Annotated in this window: 25 protein-coding genes; 13 read left to right on the top strand and 12 right to left on the bottom strand. The window is 74.0% G+C overall.

Annotated features, from left to right (window positions below; translation table 11 throughout):
* Window positions 1–13 precede the first annotated feature (13 nt).
* Entirely contained in the window at window positions 14–1,123 is a 1,110-nt protein-coding gene (locus PIR53_08030) for a glycosyltransferase family 4 protein (GenBank protein WZH53931.1), read from the bottom strand.
* Window positions 1,124–1,276: 153 nt separating this feature from the next.
* Here PIR53_08030 and PIR53_08025 point away from each other — a divergent pair, with 153 nt between their 5' ends.
* Both PIR53_08025 and PIR53_08020 read left to right on the top strand, forming a co-directional pair.
* Complete coding sequence (locus PIR53_08025; GenBank protein ID WZH53930.1) at window positions 1,277–1,975, top strand: class I SAM-dependent methyltransferase; 699 nt, start codon at window positions 1,277–1,279, stop codon at window positions 1,973–1,975.
* 86 nt (window positions 1,976–2,061) lie between these two features.
* Window positions 2,062–2,967 carry a DUF3068 domain-containing protein gene (locus tag PIR53_08020; protein WZH53929.1) on the top strand — a complete coding sequence of 302 codons (906 nt, stop codon included), beginning with the start codon at window positions 2,062–2,064 and terminating at the stop codon, window positions 2,965–2,967.
* Window positions 2,968–3,029: 62 nt separating this feature from the next.
* On the opposite strand, the gene PIR53_08015 is transcribed toward PIR53_08020, so the two are convergent.
* Together PIR53_08015 and PIR53_08010 are read right to left on the bottom strand one after the other, a co-directional pair.
* The gene (locus PIR53_08015; GenBank protein ID WZH53928.1) at window positions 3,030–4,346 is read right to left on the bottom strand and encodes an acyltransferase; all 1,317 of its coding nucleotides are present in this window, start codon (window positions 4,344–4,346) and stop codon (window positions 3,030–3,032) included.
* 147 nt (window positions 4,347–4,493) lie between these two features.
* A complete protein-coding gene (locus PIR53_08010) occupies window positions 4,494–5,333 on the bottom strand; it encodes a class I SAM-dependent methyltransferase (protein ID WZH53927.1) in 840 nt (279 codons plus the stop codon).
* 220 nt (window positions 5,334–5,553) lie between these two features.
* Between PIR53_08010 and rpsA the strand changes: the two genes are divergently transcribed.
* Complete coding sequence (rpsA, locus tag PIR53_08005; GenBank protein ID WZH53926.1) at window positions 5,554–7,020, top strand: 30S ribosomal protein S1; 1,467 nt, start codon at window positions 5,554–5,556, stop codon at window positions 7,018–7,020.
* Between the two features lie 455 nt (window positions 7,021–7,475).
* Here rpsA and PIR53_08000 read toward each other — a convergent pair whose 3' ends face one another.
* On the bottom strand, window positions 7,476–7,622 hold the full coding sequence (locus tag PIR53_08000; GenBank protein ID WZH53925.1) for a hypothetical protein: 147 nt from the start codon (window positions 7,620–7,622) through the stop codon (window positions 7,476–7,478).
* A gap of 93 nt (window positions 7,623–7,715) precedes the next feature.
* Here PIR53_08000 and PIR53_07995 point away from each other — a divergent pair, with 93 nt between their 5' ends.
* Together PIR53_07995 and coaE are read left to right on the top strand one after the other, a co-directional pair.
* A complete protein-coding gene (locus PIR53_07995) occupies window positions 7,716–8,690 on the top strand; it encodes a helix-turn-helix domain-containing protein (protein ID WZH53924.1) in 975 nt (324 codons plus the stop codon).
* Window positions 8,691–8,783: 93 nt separating this feature from the next.
* Window positions 8,784–9,377 (top strand): dephospho-CoA kinase, encoded by a 594-nt coding sequence (gene coaE, locus PIR53_07990; GenBank protein ID WZH53923.1) that lies wholly within the window; start codon window positions 8,784–8,786, stop codon window positions 9,375–9,377.
* A gap of 3 nt (window positions 9,378–9,380) precedes the next feature.
* Here coaE and PIR53_07985 read toward each other — a convergent pair whose 3' ends face one another.
* The 3 genes from PIR53_07985 to PIR53_07975 form a co-directional block, all read right to left on the bottom strand.
* On the bottom strand, window positions 9,381–10,346 hold the full coding sequence (locus tag PIR53_07985) for a sigma-70 family RNA polymerase sigma factor (protein ID WZH53922.1): 966 nt from the start codon (window positions 10,344–10,346) through the stop codon (window positions 9,381–9,383).
* 205 nt (window positions 10,347–10,551) lie between these two features.
* Window positions 10,552–12,774 (bottom strand): S9 family peptidase, encoded by a 2,223-nt coding sequence (locus PIR53_07980; protein WZH53921.1) that lies wholly within the window; start codon window positions 12,772–12,774, stop codon window positions 10,552–10,554.
* A gap of 9 nt (window positions 12,775–12,783) precedes the next feature.
* Window positions 12,784–14,328, bottom strand: a complete 1,545-nt coding sequence (locus PIR53_07975) for a DNA polymerase IV (protein WZH53920.1) — start codon at window positions 14,326–14,328, stop codon at window positions 12,784–12,786.
* A gap of 113 nt (window positions 14,329–14,441) precedes the next feature.
* Here PIR53_07975 and PIR53_07970 point away from each other — a divergent pair, with 113 nt between their 5' ends.
* Entirely contained in the window at window positions 14,442–15,479 is a 1,038-nt protein-coding gene (locus PIR53_07970) for a DUF4192 domain-containing protein (GenBank protein WZH53919.1), read from the top strand.
* Between the two features lie 88 nt (window positions 15,480–15,567).
* Window positions 15,568–17,064: a glutamate-cysteine ligase family protein gene (locus PIR53_07965; protein WZH53918.1), complete on the top strand. Its 1,497-nt coding sequence runs from the start codon at window positions 15,568–15,570 to the stop codon at window positions 17,062–17,064.
* Between the two features lie 6 nt (window positions 17,065–17,070).
* Here PIR53_07965 and PIR53_07960 read toward each other — a convergent pair whose 3' ends face one another.
* Window positions 17,071–17,499: a hypothetical protein gene (locus PIR53_07960; GenBank protein WZH53917.1), complete on the bottom strand. Its 429-nt coding sequence runs from the start codon at window positions 17,497–17,499 to the stop codon at window positions 17,071–17,073.
* A 122-nt stretch (window positions 17,500–17,621) separates the two neighbouring features.
* Here PIR53_07960 and PIR53_07955 point away from each other — a divergent pair, with 122 nt between their 5' ends.
* Both PIR53_07955 and PIR53_07950 read left to right on the top strand, forming a co-directional pair.
* Window positions 17,622–17,999 carry a universal stress protein gene (locus tag PIR53_07955; GenBank protein ID WZH53916.1) on the top strand — a complete coding sequence of 126 codons (378 nt, stop codon included), beginning with the start codon at window positions 17,622–17,624 and terminating at the stop codon, window positions 17,997–17,999.
* Between the two features lie 51 nt (window positions 18,000–18,050).
* Window positions 18,051–18,611, top strand: a complete 561-nt coding sequence (locus PIR53_07950) for a Fe-S cluster assembly protein HesB (GenBank protein WZH53915.1) — start codon at window positions 18,051–18,053, stop codon at window positions 18,609–18,611.
* Window positions 18,612–18,700: 89 nt separating this feature from the next.
* Here PIR53_07950 and PIR53_07945 read toward each other — a convergent pair whose 3' ends face one another.
* Together PIR53_07945 and PIR53_07940 are read right to left on the bottom strand one after the other, a co-directional pair.
* The gene (locus PIR53_07945) at window positions 18,701–19,558 is read right to left on the bottom strand and encodes a sigma-70 family RNA polymerase sigma factor (GenBank protein WZH53914.1); all 858 of its coding nucleotides are present in this window, start codon (window positions 19,556–19,558) and stop codon (window positions 18,701–18,703) included.
* 166 nt (window positions 19,559–19,724) lie between these two features.
* A complete protein-coding gene (locus PIR53_07940) occupies window positions 19,725–20,198 on the bottom strand; it encodes a DUF6328 family protein (protein WZH53913.1) in 474 nt (157 codons plus the stop codon).
* Window positions 20,199–20,368: 170 nt separating this feature from the next.
* Between PIR53_07940 and PIR53_07935 the strand changes: the two genes are divergently transcribed.
* The gene (locus PIR53_07935) at window positions 20,369–21,391 is read left to right on the top strand and encodes an iron-containing redox enzyme family protein (GenBank protein WZH53912.1); all 1,023 of its coding nucleotides are present in this window, start codon (window positions 20,369–20,371) and stop codon (window positions 21,389–21,391) included.
* Window positions 21,388–21,594, top strand: a complete 207-nt coding sequence (locus tag PIR53_07930) for a CDGSH iron-sulfur domain-containing protein (protein WZH53911.1) — start codon at window positions 21,388–21,390, stop codon at window positions 21,592–21,594. Before PIR53_07935 ends, PIR53_07930 begins: the two co-directional genes overlap by 4 nt.
* A gap of 3 nt (window positions 21,595–21,597) precedes the next feature.
* Here the strand turns inward: PIR53_07930 and PIR53_07925 are convergent, their stop codons facing one another.
* Window positions 21,598–22,311, bottom strand: coding sequence for a class I SAM-dependent methyltransferase (locus PIR53_07925; protein ID WZH53910.1), 714 nt, complete (start codon window positions 22,309–22,311; stop codon window positions 21,598–21,600).
* Window positions 22,312–22,359: 48 nt separating this feature from the next.
* Window positions 22,360–23,229 carry an SDR family oxidoreductase gene (locus PIR53_07920; protein ID WZH53909.1) on the bottom strand — a complete coding sequence of 290 codons (870 nt, stop codon included), beginning with the start codon at window positions 23,227–23,229 and terminating at the stop codon, window positions 22,360–22,362.
* Window positions 23,230–23,353: 124 nt separating this feature from the next.
* Between PIR53_07920 and PIR53_07915 the strand changes: the two genes are divergently transcribed.
* Window positions 23,354–23,956, top strand: coding sequence for a cysteine hydrolase (locus PIR53_07915; protein ID WZH53908.1), 603 nt, complete (start codon window positions 23,354–23,356; stop codon window positions 23,954–23,956).
* Window positions 23,953–24,684, top strand: a complete 732-nt coding sequence (locus tag PIR53_07910; protein WZH53907.1) for a GAF and ANTAR domain-containing protein — start codon at window positions 23,953–23,955, stop codon at window positions 24,682–24,684. Before PIR53_07915 ends, PIR53_07910 begins: the two co-directional genes overlap by 4 nt.
* The last annotated feature ends 4 nt before the right edge of the window (window positions 24,685–24,688 follow it).

Genomic DNA, 24,688 nt, shown 5'->3' with positions numbered 1-24,688 from the left:
GGGCGGCTCGGGGTCAGCGACCCTCGATGGTCTCGCGGAGCACGTCGGCGAAGGCCTTCTCGGTCGCGATCCAGTCGAGCTCGGCGCTGACCGCCCGGGCCCCGTCGGAGAGGCGGCGCCGCTCGACCGGGTCGGTGAGCACCCGACGCAGGGCCTCCACGAAGGCCGCACGGTCGTCGGCGAGGATCCCGGACTCGCCGTCGTGCACCGACTCGGTGGTGCCGCCGGCGTCGGCGTAGGCGACGGTGGGCACCCCGTGGGCGCCCGCCTCGCTGACCACGATGCCCCAGCCCTCCTTGAGCGACGGCAGGGCCATCACCCAGCTGGCGGCGTAGACCTCGTGCTTGGTCCGCTCGTCGACGTACCCCAGGAAGTCCACGGCGTCGCTGATGCCCCGCTGCTCGGCGAGGTCCACGAGCTCGTCGCTCCACCAGCCGTCGCCGACGACGACGAGCCGGAGGTCCGGGAGGTCGGGACGCAGGGCGGCGACCGCCTCGATGGCGTGCTCCACCTGCTTGTGCGGCACGAGACGGCCCACGACGCAGACCAGCGGCGTGGGCGACCGGGGGGTGGCGACGGCCAGCGGCGGCTCGCAGCCGTTGCGGACGATGCTGACCCGGGAGGCATCGACGCCCAGGCGCACCAGCTCGTCGCGCGTCGCGCGGGAGACGGTGACGTAGCGGTCCCGTCGGTAGATCCACGGGGAGAGCCGGCTCTCGATCCACCAGCCCAGGCGCCAGGCGAGCCCCGGGAAGATGACCGGCCACTGCTCGCGGTGCACGTGGTGGACGAGCACGACGACGGGGCGGCGGGTGACGAGGCGCGCGAGGAACGGGATCCCGTTCTGCACGTCGACGACGACGTCCGGGCGACCGAGACGCCCGCGCAGCAGGGCCCAGAGGCCGTGGAGGTAGACGGTCGTGCGGCTCCCGGCGCGCACGAGGCGCACGCCGTCGACGGTCTCCGACGTCGGCCGCCCCTCCGTCGCGGCGCTGAAGACCGTCACGTCCGCGCCGCGCTCGGCGAGGCCCGCCGCGACCTGCCTGAGGTAGCGCTCGGCGCCCCCCGCCTCGGGGTGCGTCGCGTCGCGCCAGCTCAGGAAGACGACCTTCGTGCCGTGCACCCGGACCCTCCCGCCCACCCTGCGGCGACATCCCTCCCGATGCCGCTGCGGCGCGAGGTTACCGCAGAGTCACCTGTCGACTAGCCTGCGCAGGTGCACCGACCGACCGCGCCTTCCGGCTACCGTCCCGGGCTCCGCCGTTCCGTGCGCCTGGTGAGGGCGTTCCGCAAGGAGCAGACCGAGCCCGACGTCTTCTACGGCGCGCTCGCCGCGGACTCCGCGGAGCAGCTGCGCACGATGACCGACCTCGACGGGGCGCTGCTCCTCGACGTCGGCGGCGGCCCGGGCTACTTCCGCGAGGCCTTCGAGGCACGGGGCGCGACCTACGTCGCGCTGGACGCGGACGTCGGCGAGCTCGCCGGGCGCGGCGACCCCGACGCGCGCACGATCATCGGGAGCGGTACGGCGCTGCCGGTCGCCGACGGCGTGCTGGACGTCTGCTACTCGTCCAACGTGCTCGAGCACGTCGACCGGCCGTGGGTGATGGCCGAGGAGATGCTGCGGGCGACGCGGCCGGGCGGGACCGTGTTCCTGTCCTGGACGGTGTGGTGGGGGCCGTGGGGAGGACACGAGACCGCGCCGTGGCACTACCTGGGCGGCGCGTACGCCCGACGGCGCTACGCCCGGCGTCAGGGGCGGGAGCCCAAGAACCGCTTCGGGGAGTCGCTCTACGCGGTGACGGTGGCCGACGGGCTGCGCTGGCTGGAGCGCCAGCAGGGCGGGGAGGTGGTCGCGGTCTTCCCGCGCTACCTGCCGCGCTGGGCGTGGTGGGTGCTGCGGGTCCCGGTGCTGCGGGAGGTCGTCACGTGGAACCTGGTGATCGTGCTGCGGCGACGCGCCGACAAGCTGTGAGTTGGCGCACAGCAAGGGGCTGTGTGCTGCTACGTTGAGCCGCCGCGACGGGGAGCGTCGCGTCGGAGGGATCGAGGGAGTTGGTCGTGCGCAGGGTGGCAACGTGGGCGTTGTTGTTCGTCGGGTCGTTCTTGGTGGTGGCGGCGTTGGTCGCCCGGCTGTGGGGTCTGCCGAACGCGGAGAAGACGCCGCTGGACACCGACTCGGACACGCGTCTCTCCGGTGAGGCCAGCGGGCTCGTCGTGGCCGGTGGCTCGGACACGCCCCAGCCGGTGAAGGTGCAGAACATCACCAAGGCCGACTCGGAGCGCTCCGACGACGACGTGATCGTCTTCGTCGCCTACACCTGTGTCGCGGTCGACGAGGACCTCGCGCCGGACGAGTACTGCCTCGAGGGCGACGACGAGCGGATCGTGACGATCTCCGAGCCCGACGTGTTCGCGACGGACCGGCACACCGCGGAGGCCGTCGAGAACGGCGACTACGTGCCGGCCGGCTCCGACCAGAAGGTCGGCCTCGTCAACAAGTGGCCCTTCGGCGTGGAGCAGAAGGACTACGAGGTCTGGGACGGCGTGCTCGGTGACACCGTCACGGCCACCTACGAGGGTCGCGAGAGCATCGACGGCCTCTCCACCTACAAGTTCGCGTACACGGTCACCGACCAGCCCGCCGAGATCGCCTCCGGCGTCCAGGGCACGTACTCGACGTCGAAGGTCTACTGGATCGACCCCACCACGGGCGCGATCATCAAGCAGACGCAGGACGAGCAGCGCGCCACCGAGGACGGCACCGTCGCGCTCGACCTGGACGTCGCCTACACGGACGAGACCGTGCAGGCCAACGTGGACGCCGCGAAGTCGAACGGCCGCACGCTCGCGCTGCTGGGCACCTGGGTGCCGCTCGTCGGCGGCATCCTCGGCGTGGTGGCGCTCCTGGCCGGGGTGCTGCTGCTCGTCGGTGGCGGCGGGCGCCGCCGGGCCGACACGGCCTGACGCCACGACCTCCGCCTGACCCGTCGCACCCCGTGGGTGCGGCGGGTCAGCCGTTTCCGGGGTCAGCGGGCCCGACGGGCCAGGCGCATCGCGGGTGCCTCGACCAGGCGGTACGCCGCCTCCGCCGCGACCAGCGTGATCGCCAGCACCACGGGCAGGAGCACGTGCAGCGGGGCCTCCCCGTGCTCCCAGCCGGCGGCCTGCAGGACGAGGTGGAGCACCATGAGGTGGAGGCAGAACACGCCGTACGACAGGGTGCCGAGCCGCCGCAGCGCGGGGTGCGCGAGCACTCGGGTGTAGAGGCCGGGCCGGGTGAAGACGCCGGTGAGCACGACGAGCGTCGCCGCCACGACGTAGACGACCGTCTTCAGCGCGTGCTCGTCCGGGGTCACGCGCGACAGCGTGGGCAGGCCGAGGACCGGTGAGGCGCTCCACCACATGAGCGCGGCCGCCGCGGCCAGGCAGACGGCGGGCCGCAGGGCGAGGGCCTGCGTCCAGGCGAGCGCGCGGCTGCGGCTGCCCGCGCGGGCCAGCTCGTACGCCGCGGCGAGCGCCACGCCGCCCGCGAACCACGCCAGGTAGCCGGGGAGCCACAGCTCGGGCTCGCCGTGGGCGAGCACCGACGTGATCGTGTCGCCGACGGGGATCACGCCGCCGCCGGGGGAGTCCTGGCTCGGCAGCGCGAAGAACCAGACGACGCTGACGGCGACCATGCCCGCCACCAGCGCGGCGATGCGGGCCGGGCGCAGGCCCGCGCGGCCGCCGCGCCCCACCGCCAGCACCATCACGGCGGGCAGCAGCGCGTAGAAGGCGACCTCCGTGGTCAGGCTCCACAGGTGGGTGAGGCCGCCGGGGAAACCGGTCTCCACGACGTACGTGCTGGTCAGGGTGAGGGCTGCCACCCGCTCGACGACGGTCAGGTCGCGGTTGCCCTCGAGCAGCACGAACGCGAGGAGCACGGTCACCACGGCGAGGGGAGCGATGCGCCAGATCCGGTGGCGCACGTAGGTCCCGAGCGCGGGCGCCGGCGCGCCGGTCCGTGCCGCGGCGAAGTGGGGGCGGGCGAGGAGGAAGCCCGAGAGCACGAAGAAGAGGGCGACGCCCACGTCGAGGCGGGCCAGCAGCCAACCCGTGCGAGTGTCCTCGTACGCGCCGGCCCAGTAGGCGCAGTGGGTGGTGACGATGGCGACGGCGCCGACGCCGCGCAGGGTGTCGAGCACGGGGAACCACGGGGCGCGGGAAGCACGTGCGGCCGACGGCGTGGGCGACGTGGGCGACGTGGTCGACGTGGTCGACGCGGACGCCGCCGGCGTCGTCGTGCGCACCGCCGCGGGCGCGGGCGTCGCCGTGGCGACGCCGGTCAGGGACTCCTCGTTCACTCGCTCGACCTCCGTCCGGGGACCGCTGTGTGCCGACCCCCCGGTCGAGGCCGGCAACGACCCGGCCATCGAATGTACGGAAGGGGTGGTGACGGGCTCCCCGATCGGGGGACTTCGGTCGGGATCCGCCGCGCGGCGCGGCCGGGCTCAGCCCAGGTCGGCGACGAAGATCGCCGTGCCCGGCAGGATGCGTCCGCGGGTGGGGGACCAGCCGGCCCATGCGTGCTCGGCGTCGGCGGGCCACTCCGGCTCCACCAGGTCCGTCAGCCGGAAGCCGTGGGCGTGCAGCAGGCGCACCCACTCGCCGAGCGTGCGGTGGTGCTCGACGTAGCGGACGGCCGCGTCGGCGGACGGGTCGTCCGCGTCGGGGTCGACCTCGACGTACGGGCGGGTGTCCCAGTAGCTCGACGACGCGACGAGGCCCTCCGGCCCGGGGTCGTCGGGGAAGCACCAGCGCACGGGGTGGGTCACCGAGAAGACGAGGCGACCGGGGCGGCGCAGCACCCGGGCGCTCTCGGCGAGCACGGCACCCGCGTCCGCGACGAACTGGAAGGCCCCGTACGACGCGAAGACCACGTCGAAGGTCCCGTCGGCGACGGGCAGTGCCGTGGCGGTGGCCTGCAGGAGGGGGACCGGGGTGCCGGAGTCGTCGTCGATCCGGCGCGCGTGCTGCAGCTGTCGGCCCGAGAGCTCGAGCGCGACCGCCCAGGCGCCCTGCCGGGTGAGCCAGCGGGAGCACTGCGCGGCCCCCGCCCCGAGCTCGAGGAACCGCCGGCCGGCCAGGGAGGCGGCGTCGCCGAGCAGCCGGGCGTCCTCCTCGCGCAGGCCCTCGGGGCCCCACACGAGGTCCGCGTCGCCGAGGAAGGCGCCGTGCTCGGACTGGTAGTCGTCGGCGTGCTCGTCCCAGTCGGCGCGGTTCGCGGCCCGCACGACCGCGTCGTCGACGTGGCGGCGCGCGGGCTCGGTGCTCTCGACGTCCTGCTCCATGCCGCGGACCCTAGTGGCCCCGGTGTTGGACGCCCGCGGGGCAGCGGCGTAGGGTACTCGGAGCGCCAGAGGTCTGCCTGCGTCCCGGACGGAGTGGACCCGTGCTCGCTATCCGCCCTCCAGCGGCTCGTCCGCGGTGAGGGGCTCCACCCTCGGTAGTGAACCAGGACCCTGGCGTGCCCGCACGACTTCTGCCCACCGCAAAGGTTCCTCCTTCCACATGACGAGCACCATCCCCACCATGTACGACGCGCCCCAGGTCGCCATCAACGACATCGGCTCCGAGGAGGACTTCCTCGCCGCTATCGACGCGACCATCAAGTACTTCAACGACGGTGACATCGTCGAGGGCACGATCGTCAAGGTCGACCGCGACGAGGTCCTCCTCGACATCGGCTACAAGACCGAGGGCGTCATCCCCTCGCGCGAGCTGTCGATCAAGCACGACATCGACCCCTCCGAGGTCGTCGAGGTCGGCGACAAGGTCGAGGCCCTCGTCCTCCAGAAGGAGGACAAGGAAGGCCGTCTGATCCTGTCCAAGAAGCGCGCGCAGTACGAGCGCGCGTGGGGCACGATCGAGAAGGTCAAGGACGAGGACGGCGTCGTCGAGGGCACGGTCATCGAGGTCGTCAAGGGCGGCCTCATCCTCGACATCGGCCTCCGTGGCTTCCTGCCCGCCTCGCTGGTGGAGATGCGCCGCGTGCGCGACCTGCAGCCCTACGTGGGCCAGACGCTCGAGGCGAAGATCATCGAGCTCGACAAGAACCGCAACAACGTGGTCCTGTCGCGCCGCGCCTGGCTCGAGCAGACGCAGTCGGAGGTCCGACAGGGCTTCCTCACGCAGCTGCAGAAGGGCCAGATCCGCAAGGGTGTCGTGTCCTCCATCGTCAACTTCGGTGCGTTCGTGGACCTCGGCGGCGTCGACGGTCTCGTCCACGTCTCCGAGCTGTCGTGGAAGCACATCGACCACCCGTCCGAGGTCGTCACCGTCGGCGACGAGGTCACCGTCGAGGTGCTCGACGTGGACATGGACCGCGAGCGTGTCTCCCTGTCGCTGAAGGCGACGCAGGAGGACCCGTGGCAGCACTTCGCCCGCACCCACCAGATCGGCCAGATCGTGCCGGGCAAGGTCACCAAGCTGGTGCCCTTCGGCTCGTTCGTCCGGGTCGAGGAGGGCATCGAGGGCCTGGTGCACATCTCCGAGCTCGCCGAGCGTCACGTCGAGATCCCGGAGCAGGTCGTCCAGGTCAACGACGACGTCATGGTCAAGATCATCGACATCGACCTCGAGCGTCGCCGCATCTCGCTCTCGCTGAAGCAGGCGAACGAGACGGCTGCCGCGGCCGACGCCGACGACTTCGACCCGACCCTGTACGGCATGACCGCGTCGTACGACGCCGAGGGCAACTACATCTACCCCGAGGGCTTCGACCCCGAGACGGGTGAGTGGCTCGAGGGCTTCGACGAGCAGCGCGCGGCCTGGGAGGAGCAGTACGCCAAGGCGCACGCTCGCTGGGAGGCGCACGTCAAGCAGCAGGCCGAGGCCAAGCAGGCCGACGCCGAGGCCGGCGAGGCCACGTCGTACTCCAGCGGTGGCGACGAGGTCGCCGGCGAGGAGGAGGGCGGCTCGCTCGCCTCCGACGAGGCGCTGCAGGCGCTCCGCGAGAAGCTGACCGGCGGCGCGTGAGCCGCTGAGGTCGGCCGCTCCGGCTGAACGCACGAAGGGCGCCCATCCCCGCGAGGGGGTGGGCGCCCTTCGTCGTCCCCGGCCCGACACGGTTCGGGACCAGGTCGGGTCGGGGGTGGTGCCGAAGTGTGCGGCCGCGACGGGCTCGGCACGGTCGGGGCTGGACCAGGCGCACAGTCCCGGCGCATCGCGCATCGCGCATCGCGCATCGCGCGCCCGACGTGCCGGACGTCAGGCGCTGCGGTGGCCGGGGGCGCCGGACCGCAGGACGTCCCGGTACGGCGCAGGGTCGGCCGCGGCGTACCCGAGCCCGCCCCGCCCGCCCCAGCCCCCCGCCCCGAACAAAGAAAACGCGGACCGGGGGGCTCGAGGGGTCCGCGTTTTCCTCGCTCAGCCCGGGACCGGTCCGCGTTTTCTTCCTACGGAGGCGGGCGCCCCCGCGGAAGGGGGCGACCTCAGCGCAGCTCGCGACGGGGGGCGAAGGAGTCGTCGGGGTGGGACCGGGGCGGGGTGCCGCGGTCGTCGAGGAGGGTGCGGTACGTCGCGGCGAACCAGGCGACGCCGAGGAGGGCCAGGGGCAGGAGCAAGAGGAGGTAGGTCATGGCAGTAATCCTGCCGTCGCCGTATTCCTGCCACGAGTGGCGCGGATGCCGGGGTGCATCGATTTCCTGCCACTCTTGTGGCACGCTGTCCGGGTGCTGACCAACGTGGTGTGCCTGGCCGTCGACGGGCTGGCGCCGTTCGAGCTGGGTGTCGTGTGCGAGGCCTTCGCACTCGACCGCACCGACGACGGGGTGCCCCCGCTCGAGTTCGCCATCTGCACGCCGCGGCCCGGACCGATGCGCACGTCGATCCCCGGCTTCACCATCGCTGTCGACGCCGGCCTCGAGCGGATGGAGGAGGCGGACCTCGTCGTGGTCCCGTCGGTCCCGCGCGGAACGGTGACGGAGCCGGCCGTGGTCGATGCCCTGCGCGCGGCCCACGAGCGCGGCGCGCGCATCCTGTCGGTCTGCACCGGGGCGTTCGCCCTCGGCGAGGCGGGCCTGCTCGACGGGCGGGAGTGCACGACCCACTGGATGCACACCGACGAGCTGGCGCAGCGGTTCCCCACGGCCCGGGTCGTGCCGGAGGTGCTCTACGTCGACACCGGACAGATCGTGACGAGCGCAGGCACGGCCGCCGGCATCGACGCCTGCCTCCACCTCTGGCGACAGGAGCACGGTGCCGCGATCGCGGGCCTCATCGCACGACGCATGGTGGTGCCGCCGCAGCGCGAGGGTGGCCAGGCGCAGTTCATCTCCCGGGCGGTGCCCGAGTGCACGGGGGAGACGCTGGGCCCCCTGCTGGCGTGGGTGCTGGAGAACCTGGCGGCCGACCACTCCGTCGAGCAGCTGGCGCGGCGCGCGGTGATGTCGCCGCGCACATTCGCGCGGCGCTTCCGCGACGAGACGGGCACGACGCCCCACGCCTGGGTCACCGCCCACCGGGTCCGCGCCGCGGAGGAGCTGCTGGAGCGCACCGACCTGTCCGTCGACCGCATCGCGGCCGAGGTGGGCTTCGTCAACGCCGCCACCCTGCGCCTGCACTTCAGCCGGGCCCGCGGCGTCAGCCCGCAGCAGTACCGCCGCACCTTCACCCTCGCGCCCGAGCCGCAGCAGTTCGCGGGCTGAGCCCTCGGCGCCGGGAGCGACGGTAGGGTCACGGCGGCAGACGGGCGGTCCGCCCGCGTCCCCCACCGCACCCCCAGCCGGAGGAGTCCTGACATGCGCATCGGCCTGACCGGAGGCATCGCCTCGGGCAAGAGCACCGTGGCGGCCATCCTGCGTGACCTCGGCGCTGTCGTCATCGACGCCGACCAGCTGGCCCGCGAGGTCGTCGAGCCGGGCACGCCCGGCCTGGCCGGCGTCGTGGAGGAGTTCGGCCCGGAGGTGCTGGGCGAGGACGGCGCGCTCGACCGTCCGGCGCTCGGCGCCATCGTCTTCGCGGACCCTGCCCGTCGTGCCGCGCTGGAGCGGATCCTGCACCCCCTCATCCGGGCCCGGAGCGCGGAGCTCGAGGCCGCCGCCGGTCCGGACGCGATGGTCGTGCACGACATCCCGCTGCTGGTCGAGACCGGTCAGCAGGACCGCTTCGACGCGGTCGTGGTCGTCGACGTGCCCGAGGACGAGCAGGTGCGGCGCATGGTCACCGACCGCGGCTGGACCGAGGAGGACGCCCGGTCCCGCATCGCCGCCCAGGCCACGCGGGACGAGCGGCGGGCGGCCGCGACGTACGTCGTCGAGAACACCGGGACGCGCGACGACCTCCGTCACCGGGTGACGGAGGTCGTCGCGGAACTGCGGGCGGGCGCTCGCTGAGGGTCAGGCAGCGAGGTCCGGGTCGGCGAAGCCGCGGAGCTTCTGGAGGGCCTCCCGCTCCAGCTGCCGCACGCGCTCGGCCGAGATGCCGTGCTTGGTGCCGATGTCGGCGAGCTTGTGCTGTCGGCCGTCGGAGAGGCCGTAGCGGGAGCGGATGATGTCGGCCGAACGGGTGTCGAGCAGGCTGACCAGGCTGTTGAGGCGGTCGCGCGACTCGGAGTCGAGGACCGTGAGGTCGGGGCCCGGGGCCGTCTCCTGCGCCATGAGGTCGCCCAGCGAGGTGTCACCGTCCTCGTCGACGGGGGAGTCGAGGCTGACGTGCTCACGACCCCACGACATGAGGTCGGCGACGCGCTCGACGGTCATGCCGAGCTCCACGGCGATCTCCTCCGGCTCCGGGTCGCGGCCGAGCTGACGCTCGAGCGTGCGCCGGGCGCCGCTGACCTGGTTGAGCTCCTCCACCACGTGGACGGGGAGCCGGACGACCCGCGCCTGCTGCGCGATGCCGCGGGTGATGGCCTGGCGCACCCACCAGGTGGCGTACGTCGAGAACTTGAACCCCTTGGCGTAGTCGAACTTCTCGACCGCGCGGATCAGCCCGGTGTTGCCCTCCTGGATGAGGTCGAGCATCGGCATCTGCGACCGGCCGTACTTGCGGGCGATCGAGACGACGAGGCGCAGGTTGGCCTGGATGAAGGTGTCGACCGCGCGCTCACCCTCCTCCACCAGCCACTCGAGCTCCTCGCGGGTGGCCGACTTCGGGGCGCCGCCCTTGCGACGGCCGATGCGGCCCGTCTCCAGCAGGTGCTGCGCGTAGAGACCGGCCTCGATCGTCTTCGCCAGCTCCACCTCGGTCACCGCGTCCAGCAGCGGCGTGCGGGCGATCTCGTCCAGGTAGAGACCGACGCTGTCGCGACCCTCGATGTCGCGGTCGCCGGTGGCTCGTGCGGTCATGGTGCGTGTGGACATGTGACCCGCCCTCCTCGTCGGTGCAGCGCCGGGGTGGCGCGCCGCACGTGTGATGTAACTGCTTCGGCACCGCGGGGATTCCCGATGGGTCCCGGTCACGACCGGTTCCCCGTGGTGCCTCTCGTCAGACCCTGACGTGCGGGAGCTCCCCAGAGTTGCCGCCGGAGGCGAATCTCAGGGACTTCTCAGTCCCCGGGGACAGGTCTCAGGAGCGGGCTTCCGCCGGGGTGTCTCCGACCCCGGTACGCCGCGGCTCGACCTCGGCCAGACCCATGCGGTCGAGGATCCACGCGAGGCTGAACGCCCGGTCCTTCCACGCCTGGTAGCGACCCGACACACCGCCGTGTCCGGCGGCCATCTCGGTGCGCAGGAGCACGTCGCGCCGACCCACCGCGCGGGCCCGGAGGCGGGCCACCCACTTGGCGGGCTCGACGTAGAGCACCCGGGTGTCGTTGAGCGACGTCTCGGCGAGCACCGGCGGGTAGTCGATCGCCGCGACGTTGTCGTACGGCGCGTACGCGGCCATCCGCTCGTACGCCGTGGGGTCGGCCTCGGGGTTGCCCCACTCCTCGTACTCGCCCACGGTGAGCGGGAGGGAGGAGTCCAGCATCGAGGTGAGCGCGTCGACGAACGGCACGTTGGCGACGACCCCGCCCCAGAGCTCGGGCGCCTGGTTGAGCACGGCCCCGACGAGCAGCCCGCCCGCGCTGCCGCCCTCCGCGATCATGCGCTCCGGGGTGGTCCACCCGGTGGCGACGAGGTGGCGGCCGCACGCTATGAAGTCGGAGAAGGTGTTCTGCTTGTGCTCCATCTTCCCCTGGTCGTACCACCGCCGGCCCATCTCGCCGCCGCCGCGCACGTGGGCGATCGCGAAGACGGCGCCGCGGTCGAGCTCGGAGAGGCGGGCGATCGAGAAGTACGGGTCCATCGACGCCTCGTAGGAGCCGTAGCCGTAGAGGTGGAGCGGCGCGGGCGTGCCGGCCGCGACGGCGTCGGCGACCTCACGACGCGCGACCAACGAGATCGGCACCCGCTCGCCGTCCTCCGCCTCCGCCCACAGGCGCTGCTCGACGTAGTCCGACGGCTCGTAGCCGCCGAGCACCGGCGTGCGGCGGAGGAGGTGCAGCGAGCGGTCGCGCACGTCGTAGTCGTAGACCGACGAGGGGACCGCGAGCGTGGTGTAGCCGACGCGGACGGTCGGCTGGTCGAACGCCGGGTTGCCCCCGGACTCGATCGTGTAGAGCTCGTCGTCGAACGAGACCAGGTAGTCGTCACCGAGCCCGGTGGCCGAGGTGGGCTCGGCCGGCAGTTCGATGATCCGCAGCTGGGTGAGGCCCTCGCTCCGCTGGTGGACGACGAGGTGGCCGGCGAAGGCGTCGACGGCCTCGAGCCGCACGGCCGGGTCGTGCGGGACCAGCGGTTCCCAGTCGTCGGAGCCGGTGGGCGCGACGGGCGCCACCCCGATCTCGAAGTCCGGGCCGGTGACGTTGTGCAGGACCAGGAACACGTCGCGCCCGGCGATGCGGGCGTGCTCGATCCCGTACTCCACCCCGTCGACGCGCTCGGCGAAGACGCGGAAGCCGGCGTCCGGGTCGTCGAAGTCGAGGAAGCGGCACTCGGTGGTGGTCTTCGAGCCGCTCACGACCATGAGGAAGCGGTCGCTGCGCGAGCGGCCGATGCCGGTCCAGTAGCGCGCGTCGGACTCGTGGTAGACCAGCTCGTCGTCGGCCTGGGGGGTGCCGAGCACGTGGCGCCACACCTTGTCGGGGCGCCACGTGTCGTCGACGGTCGTGTAGTAGCAGCTCGCCGAGTCGCGGCTCCACGTCACGCCCCCGAGCACGCCGGTCAGCTCGTCGTCGAGCAGGCCGCCGGTCGTGAGGTCCTTGAACCGCACCGTGTAGCGCTCGTCGCCGACGGTGTCGGTCGCGTAGGCCAGCAGCGTGGTCGTCGGGCTGATGGACGACCCCCCGAGGGAGAAGAAGTCGTGGCCCTCGGCGAGGGCGTTGAGGTCGAGGAGCAGCTCCTCCCCGGGGAGGGCCGGCTCGTCGGGGGAGCAGTCCGCGGCAGGCCGCGGCGGCGTCCAGTCGGACGGGTCGGTCACCGGGACGCGGCAGGACGCGCCGTACTCCCGGCCCTCGAAGGAGCGCGAGTAGTACCAGTACCCCCGGTTGCGGGTGGGCACGGAGAGGTCGGTCTCCTGCGTGCGGGCCCGGATCTCGTCGAAGATGGCGGAGCGCAGGTCGGCGAGGTGGGCGGTGCGCGCCTCGGTCCACGCGTTCTCCGCCTCGAGGTAGGCGATCACCTCGGGGTCGTCCTTGTCGCGCAGCCAGTCGTACTCGTCCGTGCGCTCGTGGCCGTGGTGGACCGTCGTCACGGGGCGGGCTGCGGCGACGGGGGGCTGAGCGGGAGCGCCTTCGTTCTCGACCATGCCGCGAGGCTAGGCCATGCCCCCCGACAGTTCTCCGGGCTCCTCCACAGGCAGCACGGCCCCGACGGCCCCGACGGTCCCGACGGCCCCGACGGCTCCGGCGTCCTCGAGCGGGTCCACGACGGGCGCCGGCCGCACCCAGGCGTGGAGGGCCGGGTCGTCGGCGCGGAAGGACCGCACGGGGCCGGGCGGTGTCGTCGCCGTCTCGAAGCGGACGGTCACGACACCGCGACCGGCGCCCCAGACCCAGCCGCGCCCGTGCTCGTCGTGCTCGACGTCGGCGCCGGCGGCCCACTCCCGCGGGGGCTCCGGGGGAGACGCGCCGGGCGGTGCCGCTGCTGGCTCCTCCACGGGCGTGTCGCCGACGTCCGTCCCCGTAGCGGCGGGTGCCTCGGGCTCCAGCACGCTGAAGAGGTCGTCCTGCACCCAGTCGGCGAGGCCGGAGACGCCGACGCCGAGGAGGCGTACGCCGCTGCGCACGTCACGCTCCGCGGCGCCGACGAGGTCACCCAGGAGCGCGCGGGCGACGCGCGCGATGGGGCCGGCCGCGTCGACGGGAGCCGGGAGGGTGGCCGACCGGTTGAGGGTGGTGAAGTCCGAGAAGCGCACCTTGATGGTGACGGTGCGTCCGGACAGCCCCGCCGCGGCCAGCCGGGTGGCGACACCGGTCGCCTGCCGGATCAGCACGTCTGCCATGACGGCCGGGTCGGTGATGTCGTGCTCGTACGTGCTCTCGACGCTCACTGACTTGGCCTCGCGCTCCGCCACCACGGGGCGCAGGTCGTGGGCGCGGGCCAGCTCGTGCAGCGACCGCCCGTGGGCGGTGCCGAGCTGCCGGACGAGCTCGTCCACGCTCAGCGACTCGAGGTCGGCGACCGTCCGCACCCCGGCCCGACGCAGGCGCTCGGCCGTGGCGGGTCCGACGCCGGGGATGACCGTGACCGTCATCGGACGCAGCAGCTCCTGCTCGCCGCCGGGCGGCACGAGGACCAGACCGTCCGGCTTGTCGAGGTCGCTGGCGATCTTGGCGACGAGCTTCGACGTGCCGATCCCGACCGACGCGGTCAGCCCGCCCGTGGCCTCGTGCACGCGGGCGCGGAGCGTCTCGGCGAACGCCCGCACCGTCGGCGGCTCGAGGTCGGGCAGCAGCGGGTCGTCGGCCGCGGCGAGGTCCACGAAGGCCTCGTCGAGCGAGAGGGGCTCCACCAGCGGGGAGACGGAGCGCAGGATCCCCATGACGACGCCGCTCGCCTCGCGGTAGGCGTCGAACCGGCCCCGCAGGTAGGCCGCGTGGGGACACCGCGCCCGCGCCTCGCGGGTCGACATGGCGGAGCGCACGCCGAAGGCGCGCGCCTCGTAGGAGGCCGTCGCCACCACGCCCCGCCCGCTGGTGCCGCCGACCACGACCGGCTTGCCGCGCAGCGACGGTTTGTCGCGCTGCTCCACGGCCGCGAAGAAGGCGTCGAGGTCGAGGTGGAGGATCGACGCGTGCGCCCGACGACCCGCCGCGCCCGCCCCGGAGGACGGGGGGATCGCGGGCGTCGGGGGTGGCACCCGACCACGGTAGTCGGCCCCCTGGTCGTCCACAGGACACCGGTACGACGCGGTCGTCCCCAGGCGGCGGATCCGCCGGGAGCGGGCGTCGCCGCCGGGGGAGAGCACCGTGCATGACCACCGACGACCCCACGCCCGGCCCCGACTCCTCGGCACCGCTGACCCTGCGCCTGCGGACGCCCGACGACCTGCTCGCCACCGTCCCCGTGGTGCTCGGCTTCGAGCCGCAGCACTCCCTCGTGCTGCTGAGCTTCGGGGCGGGGGGACGTTCGCGGCCCGACGCCTCCGGGGGTCGGGGCGCGACCGGACCCCACCTGAGGATCGGGCTGCCCGGTCCCGACGACCCGCCGACGGCGCTCGCCGAGGTCGTCGACGCCGCGGTCGCGCCGTGCCGGCGTCACGGGGTCGCGTCCGTCGCGGCCGTGGTCTACACGCGGGACGCCCGCCTCGGCGCGGCCACGGCCGACCGGCTCGAGGCGTCGTGCGCCGCGGCGGGGATCACCGTCATCGCGCTGCTGCGGGCCGACGGGGAGCGCTGGTACGCCGCGGGTGACGCCAACGGCGCTGCCGACGGGTCCGCGCCGTACCGGAACGAGAGCCATCCGGTGCGGGCCGCGGCGGTGCTGCACGGCCGGGTCGTCCTCGGCAGCCGCGAGGAGCTGGCCGAGCTCCTGGCCCCGGCGGGGGAAGACGTGCGAGGTCCGCTCGCCGCCGCCGTCGAGCGCCGTGGCGCGCCACGGCCCGGTCCAGCCGAGTCCCGGTGGGTGGGGGAGACCGTCGCCCGGGCGGCGCGCTCGGGGAGCCCGCTGGACGTGGAGGACGCCGCGCGGCTCCTCGTCGCGCTGCGGCTCGGCCGGCACCGCGACGCGGCGTGGGCCGGCGTCGGCCGTCCGGAGGCCGCGCGCCACGTCGAGGTCTGGCTGGACCTCGTCCGCCGCGCGCCCGACGGGTGGCGCTCGGGGCCCGCCGCGCTCGCGGGCCTGACCGCGTGGCTGGACGGGTCGGGCGCCCTCGCGTGGTGTGCCGTCGACGCGTGCCTCGCGGAGGAGCCGGAGCACCCCCTCGGCCGGCTGGTGCGGGACTTCCTGGAGGCGGCGGCACCGCCGTCGTGGTGGGCGGAGGTGACCGCAGCGCTCGGCGACCCGGCGTGAGCCCCGGGACGAGGGCCGGAGCGAGACCCGGGATGAGACGCCGTCGCGTGCGGGGCCGCCGTGCGGACCGGACCACTACGCTGCCGACATGGGCGAGGAGGTCGATCACCAGGAGTTCTCGCGGGCCGATCGCACGCGGCACCGCGAGAAGGTCCGTCGTTCGCTGGACGTGCTCGCCACCATGCTGCGCGAGCCGGCGTTCGCGGCGGAGGACCCGATGACGGGTCTCGAGGTCGAGCTCAACCTCGTCGACGCGCACGAGGAGCCGTCGCTGTCGAGCGCGGAGGTGCTCGACGCGGTCGCCGACCCCGACTTCCAGACCGAGCTGGGGCAGTTCAACGTCGAGATCAACGTGGCGCCGGCCCGGCTCCGTCCCGCCGGTCCCGGTGCCCCCGGCGGGCTCACCGTGTTCGAGGAGTCGCTGCGGCGCAGCCTCAACGACGCCGAGACCGCCAGCGCGCCGCTGGGCGCGCACCTCGTCATGATCGGCGTCCTCCCGACGCTGGGCCACGGCCACATGACCCCCGCGTCGCTGAGCCCCAACCCGCGCTACGCGCTGCTGAGCGAGCAGATCCTCGCGGCGCGGGGCGAGGACATCGTCATCGACGTCAAGGGCGTCGAGCGGTTGGAGACCGCCACCGACTCGATCGTCCCCGAGGCGGCGTGCACGAGCACGCAGCTCCACGTGCAGACCTCCCCGGAGGACTTCGCGGCCTACTGGAACGCGTCCCAGGCCATCTCGGGCATCCAGCTGGCGCTCGGGGCGAACTCGCCGTTCCTGCTCGGGCGCGAGCTGTGGCGGGAGACCCGGATCCCGCTCTTCGAGCAGGCGACCGACACGCGCAGCGAGGAGCTGAAGGCGCAGGGCGTGCGCCCTCGGGTGTGGTTCGGCGAGCGCTGGGTGACCTCGGTCTTCGACCTGTTCGAGGAGAACGTCCGCTACTTCCCGGCGCTGCTGCCCGTCGTCGAGGACGAGGACCCCGCGGCCGTGCTCGCCGACGGCGGTGTGCCGTCGCTCGCCGAGCTGCGGCTCCACAACGGCACGATCTACCGCTGGAACCGGCCCGTCTACGACATCGCCGACGGGGTGCCGCACCTGCGCGTCGAGAACCGGGTGCTGCCCGCCGGTCCGACGGTGGTCGACACCATGGCGAACGCCGCCTTCTACTTCGGGCTGGTGCGCGCCCTCGTCGAGGAGGACCGGCCCGTCTGGTCGCGCATGTCCTTCAGCGCCGCCGAGGAGAACTTCCACCTCGGTGCGCGCCACGGGATCGAGGCCGAGGTCTACTGGCCGGGCGTGGGCCAGGCCGCCGCGACGGAGCTCGTGCTGCGTCGACTGCTGCCCCTCGCCCACGACGGCCTGCTGGCCTGGGGCGCCGAGTCCGCCGAGGCCGACCGGCTGCTCGGTGTCATCGAGCAGCGGTGCCTCCAGGGCACCAACGGCGCGGAGTGGTTCGTGCGCCGCGTGCACGCCGAGGGCTCGGTCGAGCGCCCCGAGGCGTTGCGCCGCGCCCTGCGGGACTACCGCGAACACATGCACTCGAACGAGCCCGTCCACACGTGGGACGTGCCGGCCACGCGCTGAGCAGCCTCAACGCGGCCGACGGTCGCGCAGGCGTCGCCAGGTGCGTCCGTGACCGTGCGCCGGGTCGACCCAGCCGCGTCGCGTGACGACGACGAAGGGGGTCGACCGCCCGACCTCGGCGGCCGCCGCCCGCACGGCGCGCGACCAGGCCTGGTCGTCGTCCTCGACCGCGGGCTCGCCCGGCCGGGTCAGCCACACCAGCGGCGCCTCGTCCGCCGACCCGATGAGCGCCGCGAGCACGTCGGTGCGGAGCGCGTGGTCGTCGATGTCCGCGACCACGAGCGACCGGTGCCGGCCCGGACGCCCCACGTGCACCAACGCGGGGAAGGTGCGGTGGCGGCCCTGCGCGATGAGGTCCAGCACCAGGCGGCGCAGCTCGTCGGAGGAGGTGCCCGGCGGCACCTCCGCGGCTCCGGCCCCCGTCGCGGTTCCCACCCGCCCAGCCTGCCTTCGCGCCGCGCCCGGCGCGAGCCGTTCTCCACAGCGGTGCGATCGGCTAGCGTGCGAGCAGGTGCGCGGCGATCCGCGCTCGCCGCCGTCGAACCGAGGAGGTCGCCGTGACGACGATCGTGGTGGGGTACGTCCCCAAGCCGGAGGGGGAGGCCGCGCTCGGCCGGGCGCTGGAGGAGGCCGCCCTGCGCGACGCCCGCATCGTGCTCGTCAGCTCGACCCGGGGCGACCACGTCGAGACCGACGTCGACGCCGCCCGCGCGCGCCTGGAGGCCGCCGGGGTCGACCACGAGGTGCGGGTCAGCACGAGCGCGTTCGACCCGGCCGAGGACCTGCTCGCCATCGCCGAGGAGGTCGGTGCCGACCTCATCGTCATCGGGCTGCGCCGCCGCACGCCGGTGGGCAAGCTGCTGCTGGGCAGCAACGCCCAGCGCATCCTGCTCGACGCCCACGCGCCCGTGCTCGCGGTCAAGGTCGGTTCCTGAGCCCTGGGCAGGGTCGAGGGGGTGCGCCGCGCGACGTGGCAGCATGCCCCCATGGCCATCCAGATCACCGGTGACGCCGAGGCCGACCAGGTCCTCGACTCCGACCCGTTCGCCCTGCTCGTCGGGATGATGCTCGACCAGCAGTACCCGATGGAGCACGCCTTCCGCGGCCCCGCGAAGGTGCTCGACCGGTTCGGCACCCTCGAACCGGCGCGGATCGCGGCGGCCGATCCCGACGAGTTCGCCGCCCTGTGCGCGACGACCCCGGCGATCCACCGGTTCCCCGGCTCGATGGCCGCACGGCTCCAGGAGCTCGCCCGCATCGTCGAGGACGAGCACGGCGGGGACGCGTCCCGCATCTGGACCGAGGCGACCTCCGGCAAGGACCTGCTCAAGCGCGTCATGGCCCTGCCCGGCTTCGGCAAGCAGAAGGCGCAGATCTTCGTCGCGCTGCTGGCCAAGCAGCGCGGCGTGCGCCCGGACGGCTGGGAGACGGCCGTGGGGGACTACGCGCTCGACGGGCACCGCTCCGTCGCCGACGTCGTCGACGCCGACTCGCTGCAGAAGGTGCGGGACTACAAGAAGTCGAAGAAGGCGGCGGCCAAGGCCTGACCCTGCGCCGCGCGACCGCCACGCGACACCGCCCACCCCTGCGGGAGCAGAGGTGGGCGGTGGCGGTCCGTGCGGACGGCGCGGCAACGTCAGGCGGCCACGCCGACGGCCTCCCGCAGCTGCTGCAGGATGCCGGAGAGCAGCCGCGACACCTGCGTCTGGGTCACGCCGAGCTCGTCGGCGATCTCCTGCTGGGTGCGGTCCTGGAAGAACCGCATCACGAGGATGCGACGCTCCCGGGCGTCCAGACGCCGCAGGGCGGGCTGCAGCGTCGTACGCATCTCGACCACCTCGTGGTCGCGCTCGTGGTCGATCGCGGTCTCCGCGGGCCCGGCCTGCCCGATGGGCAGGGGAGCGTCGAGGGACACGGGCCGGAAGCAGCCCTCGGCCCGCAGCGCCTGCTGCACGACCGCGACCGGGATGTCGAGCTCCCGGGCGATCGCCTCGTCGGGCACCCGGTCGCCGTGGTCGCCCGCGAGCCGGTCACGGGCCCGGATGACGGCGGACTGGTTCTCCTGCACGTCCCGCGGCGGGCGCACCATCCAGCCCAGGTCGCGGAAGTGGCGCCGCAGCTCCCCGCGGATGCAGGGCACGGCATAGGTCAGGAAGTCCTTGCCCTGTCCGGGGTCGAAGTGGCTGGCGGCCCGCACGAGCGCGAGGTAGGCCACCTGCTCGAGGTCCTCGAGCGGGATGCCGCGGTTGCGTTGGCGGGCGGCGAGGGCGCGGGCGACGCCCATGTTGGCCACGACCACCTCACGCAGCGCCTCGTCGCGGGCCGCCTCGTCAGGGGCGACCTCGGCGGCGTGGAGGTGGGTGGTGGTGGCGGCCCGTCGCGCTTCTCGTTCGTCGCGCCGGGGGGTGGCGGGACGGGGGACGGTCGACGCCGGGGTGCTGCCGGTGCCGATGGACGGAAGGAACGAAACGGTCGAGCTGTCCTGCGAGAGCATCCTGAGTCCCGGTTCACTCGGGTGCTGTCCAGCCGCTGGCTTGAGCTGGTGTGTGTGACGGAGCCGAGGCGCCGCTCATCTGAACGTAGCGGTCCCCGGTGGTCCAGACCAGGAATATCAACAAACAATTTTCGCCGTGTTGAGGATGGCCGCCTGGGCCGGTCCGTCAGCGCGCCTTTCGGCCCGCCAGCAGCGGTGCCAGCGTCCAGGTGCCGACCAGCACGGCGAGCACGGCGAGCGCCAGCGCCAGCCCCGGTCCGCGACCGAGCACCAGGTCCCCGACGAAGTGGACGACGCCGGCGCAGACCAGCGCCAGCAGGAGCAGCCCGGCGCGGGCGAGGGTGTTGGCGGCGGCGACGAGCCAGGGCCGACGGCGCTGCCGGAACAGGATGCGGTGGTAGGCGACGGGCGCCACGAGCAGGCCCGTCGTCAGCACCGATCCGACGAGGAGCACGACGTAGAGCCCGCGCTGGTAGGCGTCGAGCTCCGTGAACCGCTGCGTGAACGGGATCGTCACGAGGAAGCCGGTGAGGAGCTGCACGCCGGTCTGCACGACCCGCAGCTCCTGCATGAGCTCGCTCCAGTTGCGGTCGAGCATCGCGTCCGTCACCGGGTGCCCGGCGTCCTCCTGCTGCACCACGTGCGACCTCCTCGACCCGCTGCGGACCGGTACCCGGCCCCGTGGTCGACCCCGTGGTCGCCCACCGTCTCGCACCGTACGACGCGACCGCGGCCGGAGGGAGGTCTGGACCGACGGTTGGGGGGTACCGGCGCCGCGCCCGGCGAGCCCGTCCGACACCAGGAGTGCGCATGCAGCTGCCTCGTCCCCGTGGACCCGTGAGCGCCGCCGTGGTCGGCGCCCTCCGCGGCGGCCCGTTCGACGCGACGGCCGCCGTCGCCGCGACGACCGCCGCGAACCTCCGGGAGGCGGACGTCCAGCTGGCGCTGTGGACGGCGTACGAGGTGGGCTACCGCGGCTTCGACGACGCCGATCCCGACGCCGAGCGCGACCTGCGGGTGCTGACGTGGCGCAAGGCCGCCGAGGACCTCCTCGAGCAGGACCTCCGCGCCCGCACCGCCCCGATGGTCGACGAGGCACGCGCAGCGGGCCGCTCGGTCCCGGACCGCATCGCCGCCCTCGTGCGCGAGGCCCCGGGCGCGCCCCTGACCCGCCACCTCCAGAAGCACGCGACACGGGAGCAGTTCCAGACCTACCTGGCCGACCGCAGCATCTACCACCTGAAGGAGACCGACCCCCAGGTGCGGGTGCTCGGCTGGATCGACGGGCCGGCGAAGGTCGCGCACGCCGAGCTGCTCTACGACGAGTACGGCGGGGGTCGGCCCGAGCGGCTGCACTCCCACCTCTTCGCCGAGGCGATGCGCGCGGCCGGGCTGGACGCGACGTACGGCGCCCACGTCGACACCGTCGACGCCCCCACCCTGCTGTCCAACAACGTGATGGCGCTCTTCGGGTCGCAGCGACGCCTGCGCGGGGCGGCGCTCGGGCACCTGGCGGCCTTCGAGGCGACGAGCACCGACCCGTGCCGACGCATCGCGGCAGGGGCCGAGCGGGTCGGGTTCCCCGAGGCCGTGGCGGCCTACTTCCATGAGCACGTGGAGGCCGACGCCGTCCACGAGCAGGTCGTGCTGGGGGACATCTGCGGCACGGCGGTGGCGGCGGACCCGGCCATCGAGGACGACGTGCTCCTCGGCGCCGCGACCTGCCTCCTCGTCGACGCCGAGGCGGCGCAGGCACTCCACGACCGGCTGGTGACCGAGCAACGTCCGGCGCCCGTGCTCTGCGTCGTCGACACCGAGCGGGCAGCGTCGTGACCGGCCCGCGCTCGACGGACCCGGTGCGGGTGCGCCTGTGCCCGGGCGGTCCGCTGCTCGTCCGTGGCGCCCAGGAGGTGCTCGACGCGGACGGCGTCGCGCACCCCGTGGAGCGTCCCGTGGTGGCGGTCTGCGCGTGCGGTGCGACCGGGCGGGCGCCGTGGTGCGACGGCACCCACGCCCGGATCAAGCCGCGGGGATGAGGCTCAGTCCGCCGCGGTGAGATGGGCGAGGAGCCCTCGCTCGAACTCGCGGGCCTCCGCGAAGACGAGCCGGCCGTCGAGCACCGCCGGGTGCTGGTTCAGGCCCGGCAGGTGGTGGACGCCGCCGACCTGGATCACGACGCTGCCGCCCGGGAGGAGCACGTCGGCCGCGACGTCGAGGCAGGCCAGCGCGAGGTCGATGCCCTCGGGGCCGCCGTCGATGGCGGTGACGGGGTCGAGCGGGAAGGTGCCGACGTCGTGGCTGGGCACCCACGGCGGGTCGGCGACGACGACGGGGTACCGCTCCCCGCGCACCGCCTCCCGCAGGTCGCCGCAGCGCACCTCGGTGGTGATGCCGGCCGCCGCGGCGTTGTGCCGCGCGTAGTCGCAGGCGACCGGGTCGGCGTCCACCTGCACCAGGTCCCGTCGCGCCAGCCGTGCGGCGAGGAGCCCGATGTGACCGGCGCCGGCGCACAGCTCGAGCAGCGGACCGAGCGGCGCCTGGCCGGCGATCTTCGCCGCCCACGTCGACTGCGCCGCCGTCCACGGGCGCGGCTCCAGCACGCGGGGGTCCCACCGGATGGCCAGGCCCTCGAAGTCCGTCGTCCGGACGCCGTCCGCGTCGGGCTCCTCACGGGGGACCTGGGGGAGCAGCGGCACGCTGCCGCCGGGGCGGGTGGTGGGCAGGCCGACAGGGCGGCCGAGGTCGTCGGTCACGTGCCGCCGGTACCCCGACCGCCCCACGGCAGCCGCACTTCCCGTCGCTCAGAAGACCGGCTTGCCCCCGGTCACGCCCAGCACCGTCCCGGACACGTACGACGCGTCGCGGGGCGAGGCGAGGAAGACGAAGGCCGGTGCGACCTCGGCGGGCTGGCCCGCGCGTCCCAGGGGCGTGTCGGAGCCGAGCTGCTCGATCTTCTCGGCCGGCTGGGTGGCGGGCTGCAGCGGCGTCCAGATCGGCCCCGGCGCGACCGCGTTGACGCGGATCCCGTCGGGACCGAGCTCGGCCGCCAGGTTGACGGTCGCGTTGTTGATGGCCGCCTTGGTCGCTGCGTAGTCCACCAGGCTGGTCGACGGCTCGTAGGCCTGGATGGACGCGTTGTTGATGACGCAACCGCGGCTCGCCCTGAGGTGCGGCACGGCCGCCCGCACCGTCCAGAAGAGGGCGTAGAGGTTGGTCTTCAGGGTGCGGTCGAGGTGCTCGTCGTCGAGCTCGGCGATGCCGCCGCCCCGGGCCATCTGGTAGCCGGCGTTGTTGACCAGCACGTCGAGACGGGCGAGCTCCTCGACCGTCCGCTCGACGACGGCCCGGCAGGTCTCCGAGTCGCGCAGGTCCACCGCCAGGGGCAGCACCCGCCGGCCTGCCTCCTCCACCAGCCGCGCGGTCTCGTCGGCGTCGGGCTGCTCCTCGGGGAGGTGGGTGAAGGCGACGTCGGCCCCCTCCCGGGCGTAGGCCAGCGCGACCGCGCGGCCGATGCCGGAGTCGCCGCCGGTGATGAGGGCGACGCGCCCCTCCAACCGTCCGTGGCCCACGTAGGTGTCCTCGCCGTGGTCGGGGACCGGGTCCATCGCGGCGGTCAGCCCGGGCGGGTCCTGGCGCTGCGCCGGGAAGGTCTCGGGTAGGGCGTCGGCCATCGTCGTCTCCTCTGCTCGGGGTTCGTGCGGACGGCGGCCGGTACCCCCGTCCCTCCGGGTGACACCCGCCCCGCGACGTACGCCGCGGATCATGCGCCGCGACGGCGGCGGGTACCGGACGGGCATGGCCGACACCACGACGGCCCTCCTGGTCATCGACCTGCAGGAGGGCTACTTCTCCGCTCCCGAGCTCGCCGCCATCCGCGACCGCGTGGTCGCGGGCAGCCTCGCGGCGGTGACCGCCGCCCGCGCGGCCGGGGCGCTCGTGGTCGAGGTCCGCACCGTGCACTCCGAGGACCCCACCACGTGGGCGCTCAACATGCGTGAGGACGAGTGCCCGTTCATGATCCGCGGCACCGACGACGTGCACCCGGTCGGCGAGCTCGCCACGGTGCGTCCCGACGCTCCCGACGGCGACTGGGTCGTCGTCGAGAAGACGCGGGACAGCGCCTTCCACGGCACGGACCTGCTCGACCTGCTCCGGTCCCGGGGCGTCGAGCGCGTCGCGCTGGTGGGCATCTCGACCGAGTCGTGCGTGGCGGCGACCGCGGCGGACGCCTACGCGCACGACCTCCGGGTGGTGCTCGTGGAGGATGCCGTGCTGACCCCGGACGAGGACCGCCACCGCACCAGCCTCGAGCACCTCGAGGACCTCTACCGGCAGCCCGCGCTGCCGTTGTCGGCGATCACCTTCGGCGCCCCGCGCGGCGGAGACGGGTCGCCGTGAGAGCGGCGGACGGTCCGCTCGAGATCGCGGACTTCCTCGCCCGGGTCGCCGCCGAGCTGGCGGCCGCCCCCGACGAGGTCGAGCTGACGCGGTGCGCCGCGCGCCGCGCGACCGAGCTCGTGCACGGCGACGGCTCGGCCGTCGTCGCGCGTCGTCGTCGGGGCCGGCTCGAGACGATCGCCGCCACCGACGGGGTCGCCCGCCGCGACGAGGCGCTCCAGCGCGAGCTGGGCGCCGGTCCCACGCTGACGGCCGTGCAGGACCCCGACGGCCTCCTCGTCGAGGACGCCGCCCACGACCGGCGTTGGCCCGGCTGGGGCGGGCGTCCCGAGGCGGGCGGACCGCGGTCGCTGGTGTGCGTCCAGCTGATGCCGACGGGCCTCCACGACCGGCACGAACCGCTCGGGGTGCTGGCGGTCCACGCCCTGCGGCCGGGCGCGTTCGGGCGCGAGGACCTGGAGGTCCTGCTCCTCCTCGCCGTGCACGTGTCGGCGGCGTGGGCCGCGCTGCGCCGCACGGTCACGCTCGCCGAGGCTGCGGAGTCGCGCCACCTGATCGGGGTGGCGCAGGGGATGCTCGCCGCGTCGGGACGCGTGCCGCTGGATGCGTCGTTCGCGCTGCTCCAGCGCTGGGCGCGCGGGGGCAACGTGCGGGTGCGCGACCTGGCCGAGCGGATCGTGGCCGCCGGGGGAGTGCCCCACGACGTGGACCTGCCCGACGGCCCCTGACGCT

The sequence above is a fragment of the Nocardioides alkalitolerans genome, assembly GCA_038184435.1.
GTDB classification, from domain to species: Bacteria; Actinomycetota; Actinomycetes; order Propionibacteriales; family Nocardioidaceae; genus Nocardioides; species Nocardioides alkalitolerans_A.
This window is presented reverse-complemented; position numbering and strand designations above follow the sequence as displayed.

What these genes read in the sequence shown, in the direction of transcription:
- PIR53_07980 (WZH53921.1), bottom strand. Translation starts at nt 12,774, where the DNA reads ATGGTCGAGAACGAAGGCGCTCCCGCTCAGCCCCCCGTCGCCGCAGCC.
- PIR53_07950 (WZH53915.1), top strand. Translation starts at nt 18,051, where the DNA reads ATGGCCATCCAGATCACCGGTGACGCCGAGGCCGACCAGGTCCTCGAC.
- PIR53_07970 (WZH53919.1), top strand. Translation starts at nt 14,442, where the DNA reads ATGACCACCGACGACCCCACGCCCGGCCCCGACTCCTCGGCACCGCTG.
- coaE (WZH53923.1), top strand. Translation starts at nt 8,784, where the DNA reads ATGCGCATCGGCCTGACCGGAGGCATCGCCTCGGGCAAGAGCACCGTG.
- PIR53_07965 (WZH53918.1), top strand. Translation starts at nt 15,568, where the DNA reads ATGGGCGAGGAGGTCGATCACCAGGAGTTCTCGCGGGCCGATCGCACG.
- PIR53_07915 (WZH53908.1), top strand. Translation starts at nt 23,354, where the DNA reads ATGGCCGACACCACGACGGCCCTCCTGGTCATCGACCTGCAGGAGGGC.
- PIR53_07985 (WZH53922.1), bottom strand. Translation starts at nt 10,346, where the DNA reads ATGTCCACACGCACCATGACCGCACGAGCCACCGGCGACCGCGACATC.
- PIR53_08000 (WZH53925.1), bottom strand. Translation starts at nt 7,622, where the DNA reads ATGACCTACCTCCTCTTGCTCCTGCCCCTGGCCCTCCTCGGCGTCGCC.
- PIR53_07920 (WZH53909.1), bottom strand. Translation starts at nt 23,229, where the DNA reads ATGGCCGACGCCCTACCCGAGACCTTCCCGGCGCAGCGCCAGGACCCG.
- PIR53_08010 (WZH53927.1), bottom strand. Translation starts at nt 5,333, where the DNA reads ATGGAGCAGGACGTCGAGAGCACCGAGCCCGCGCGCCGCCACGTCGAC.
- PIR53_07935 (WZH53912.1), top strand. Translation starts at nt 20,369, where the DNA reads ATGCAGCTGCCTCGTCCCCGTGGACCCGTGAGCGCCGCCGTGGTCGGC.
- PIR53_07945 (WZH53914.1), bottom strand. Translation starts at nt 19,558, where the DNA reads ATGCTCTCGCAGGACAGCTCGACCGTTTCGTTCCTTCCGTCCATCGGC.
- rpsA (WZH53926.1), top strand. Translation starts at nt 5,554, where the DNA reads ATGACGAGCACCATCCCCACCATGTACGACGCGCCCCAGGTCGCCATC.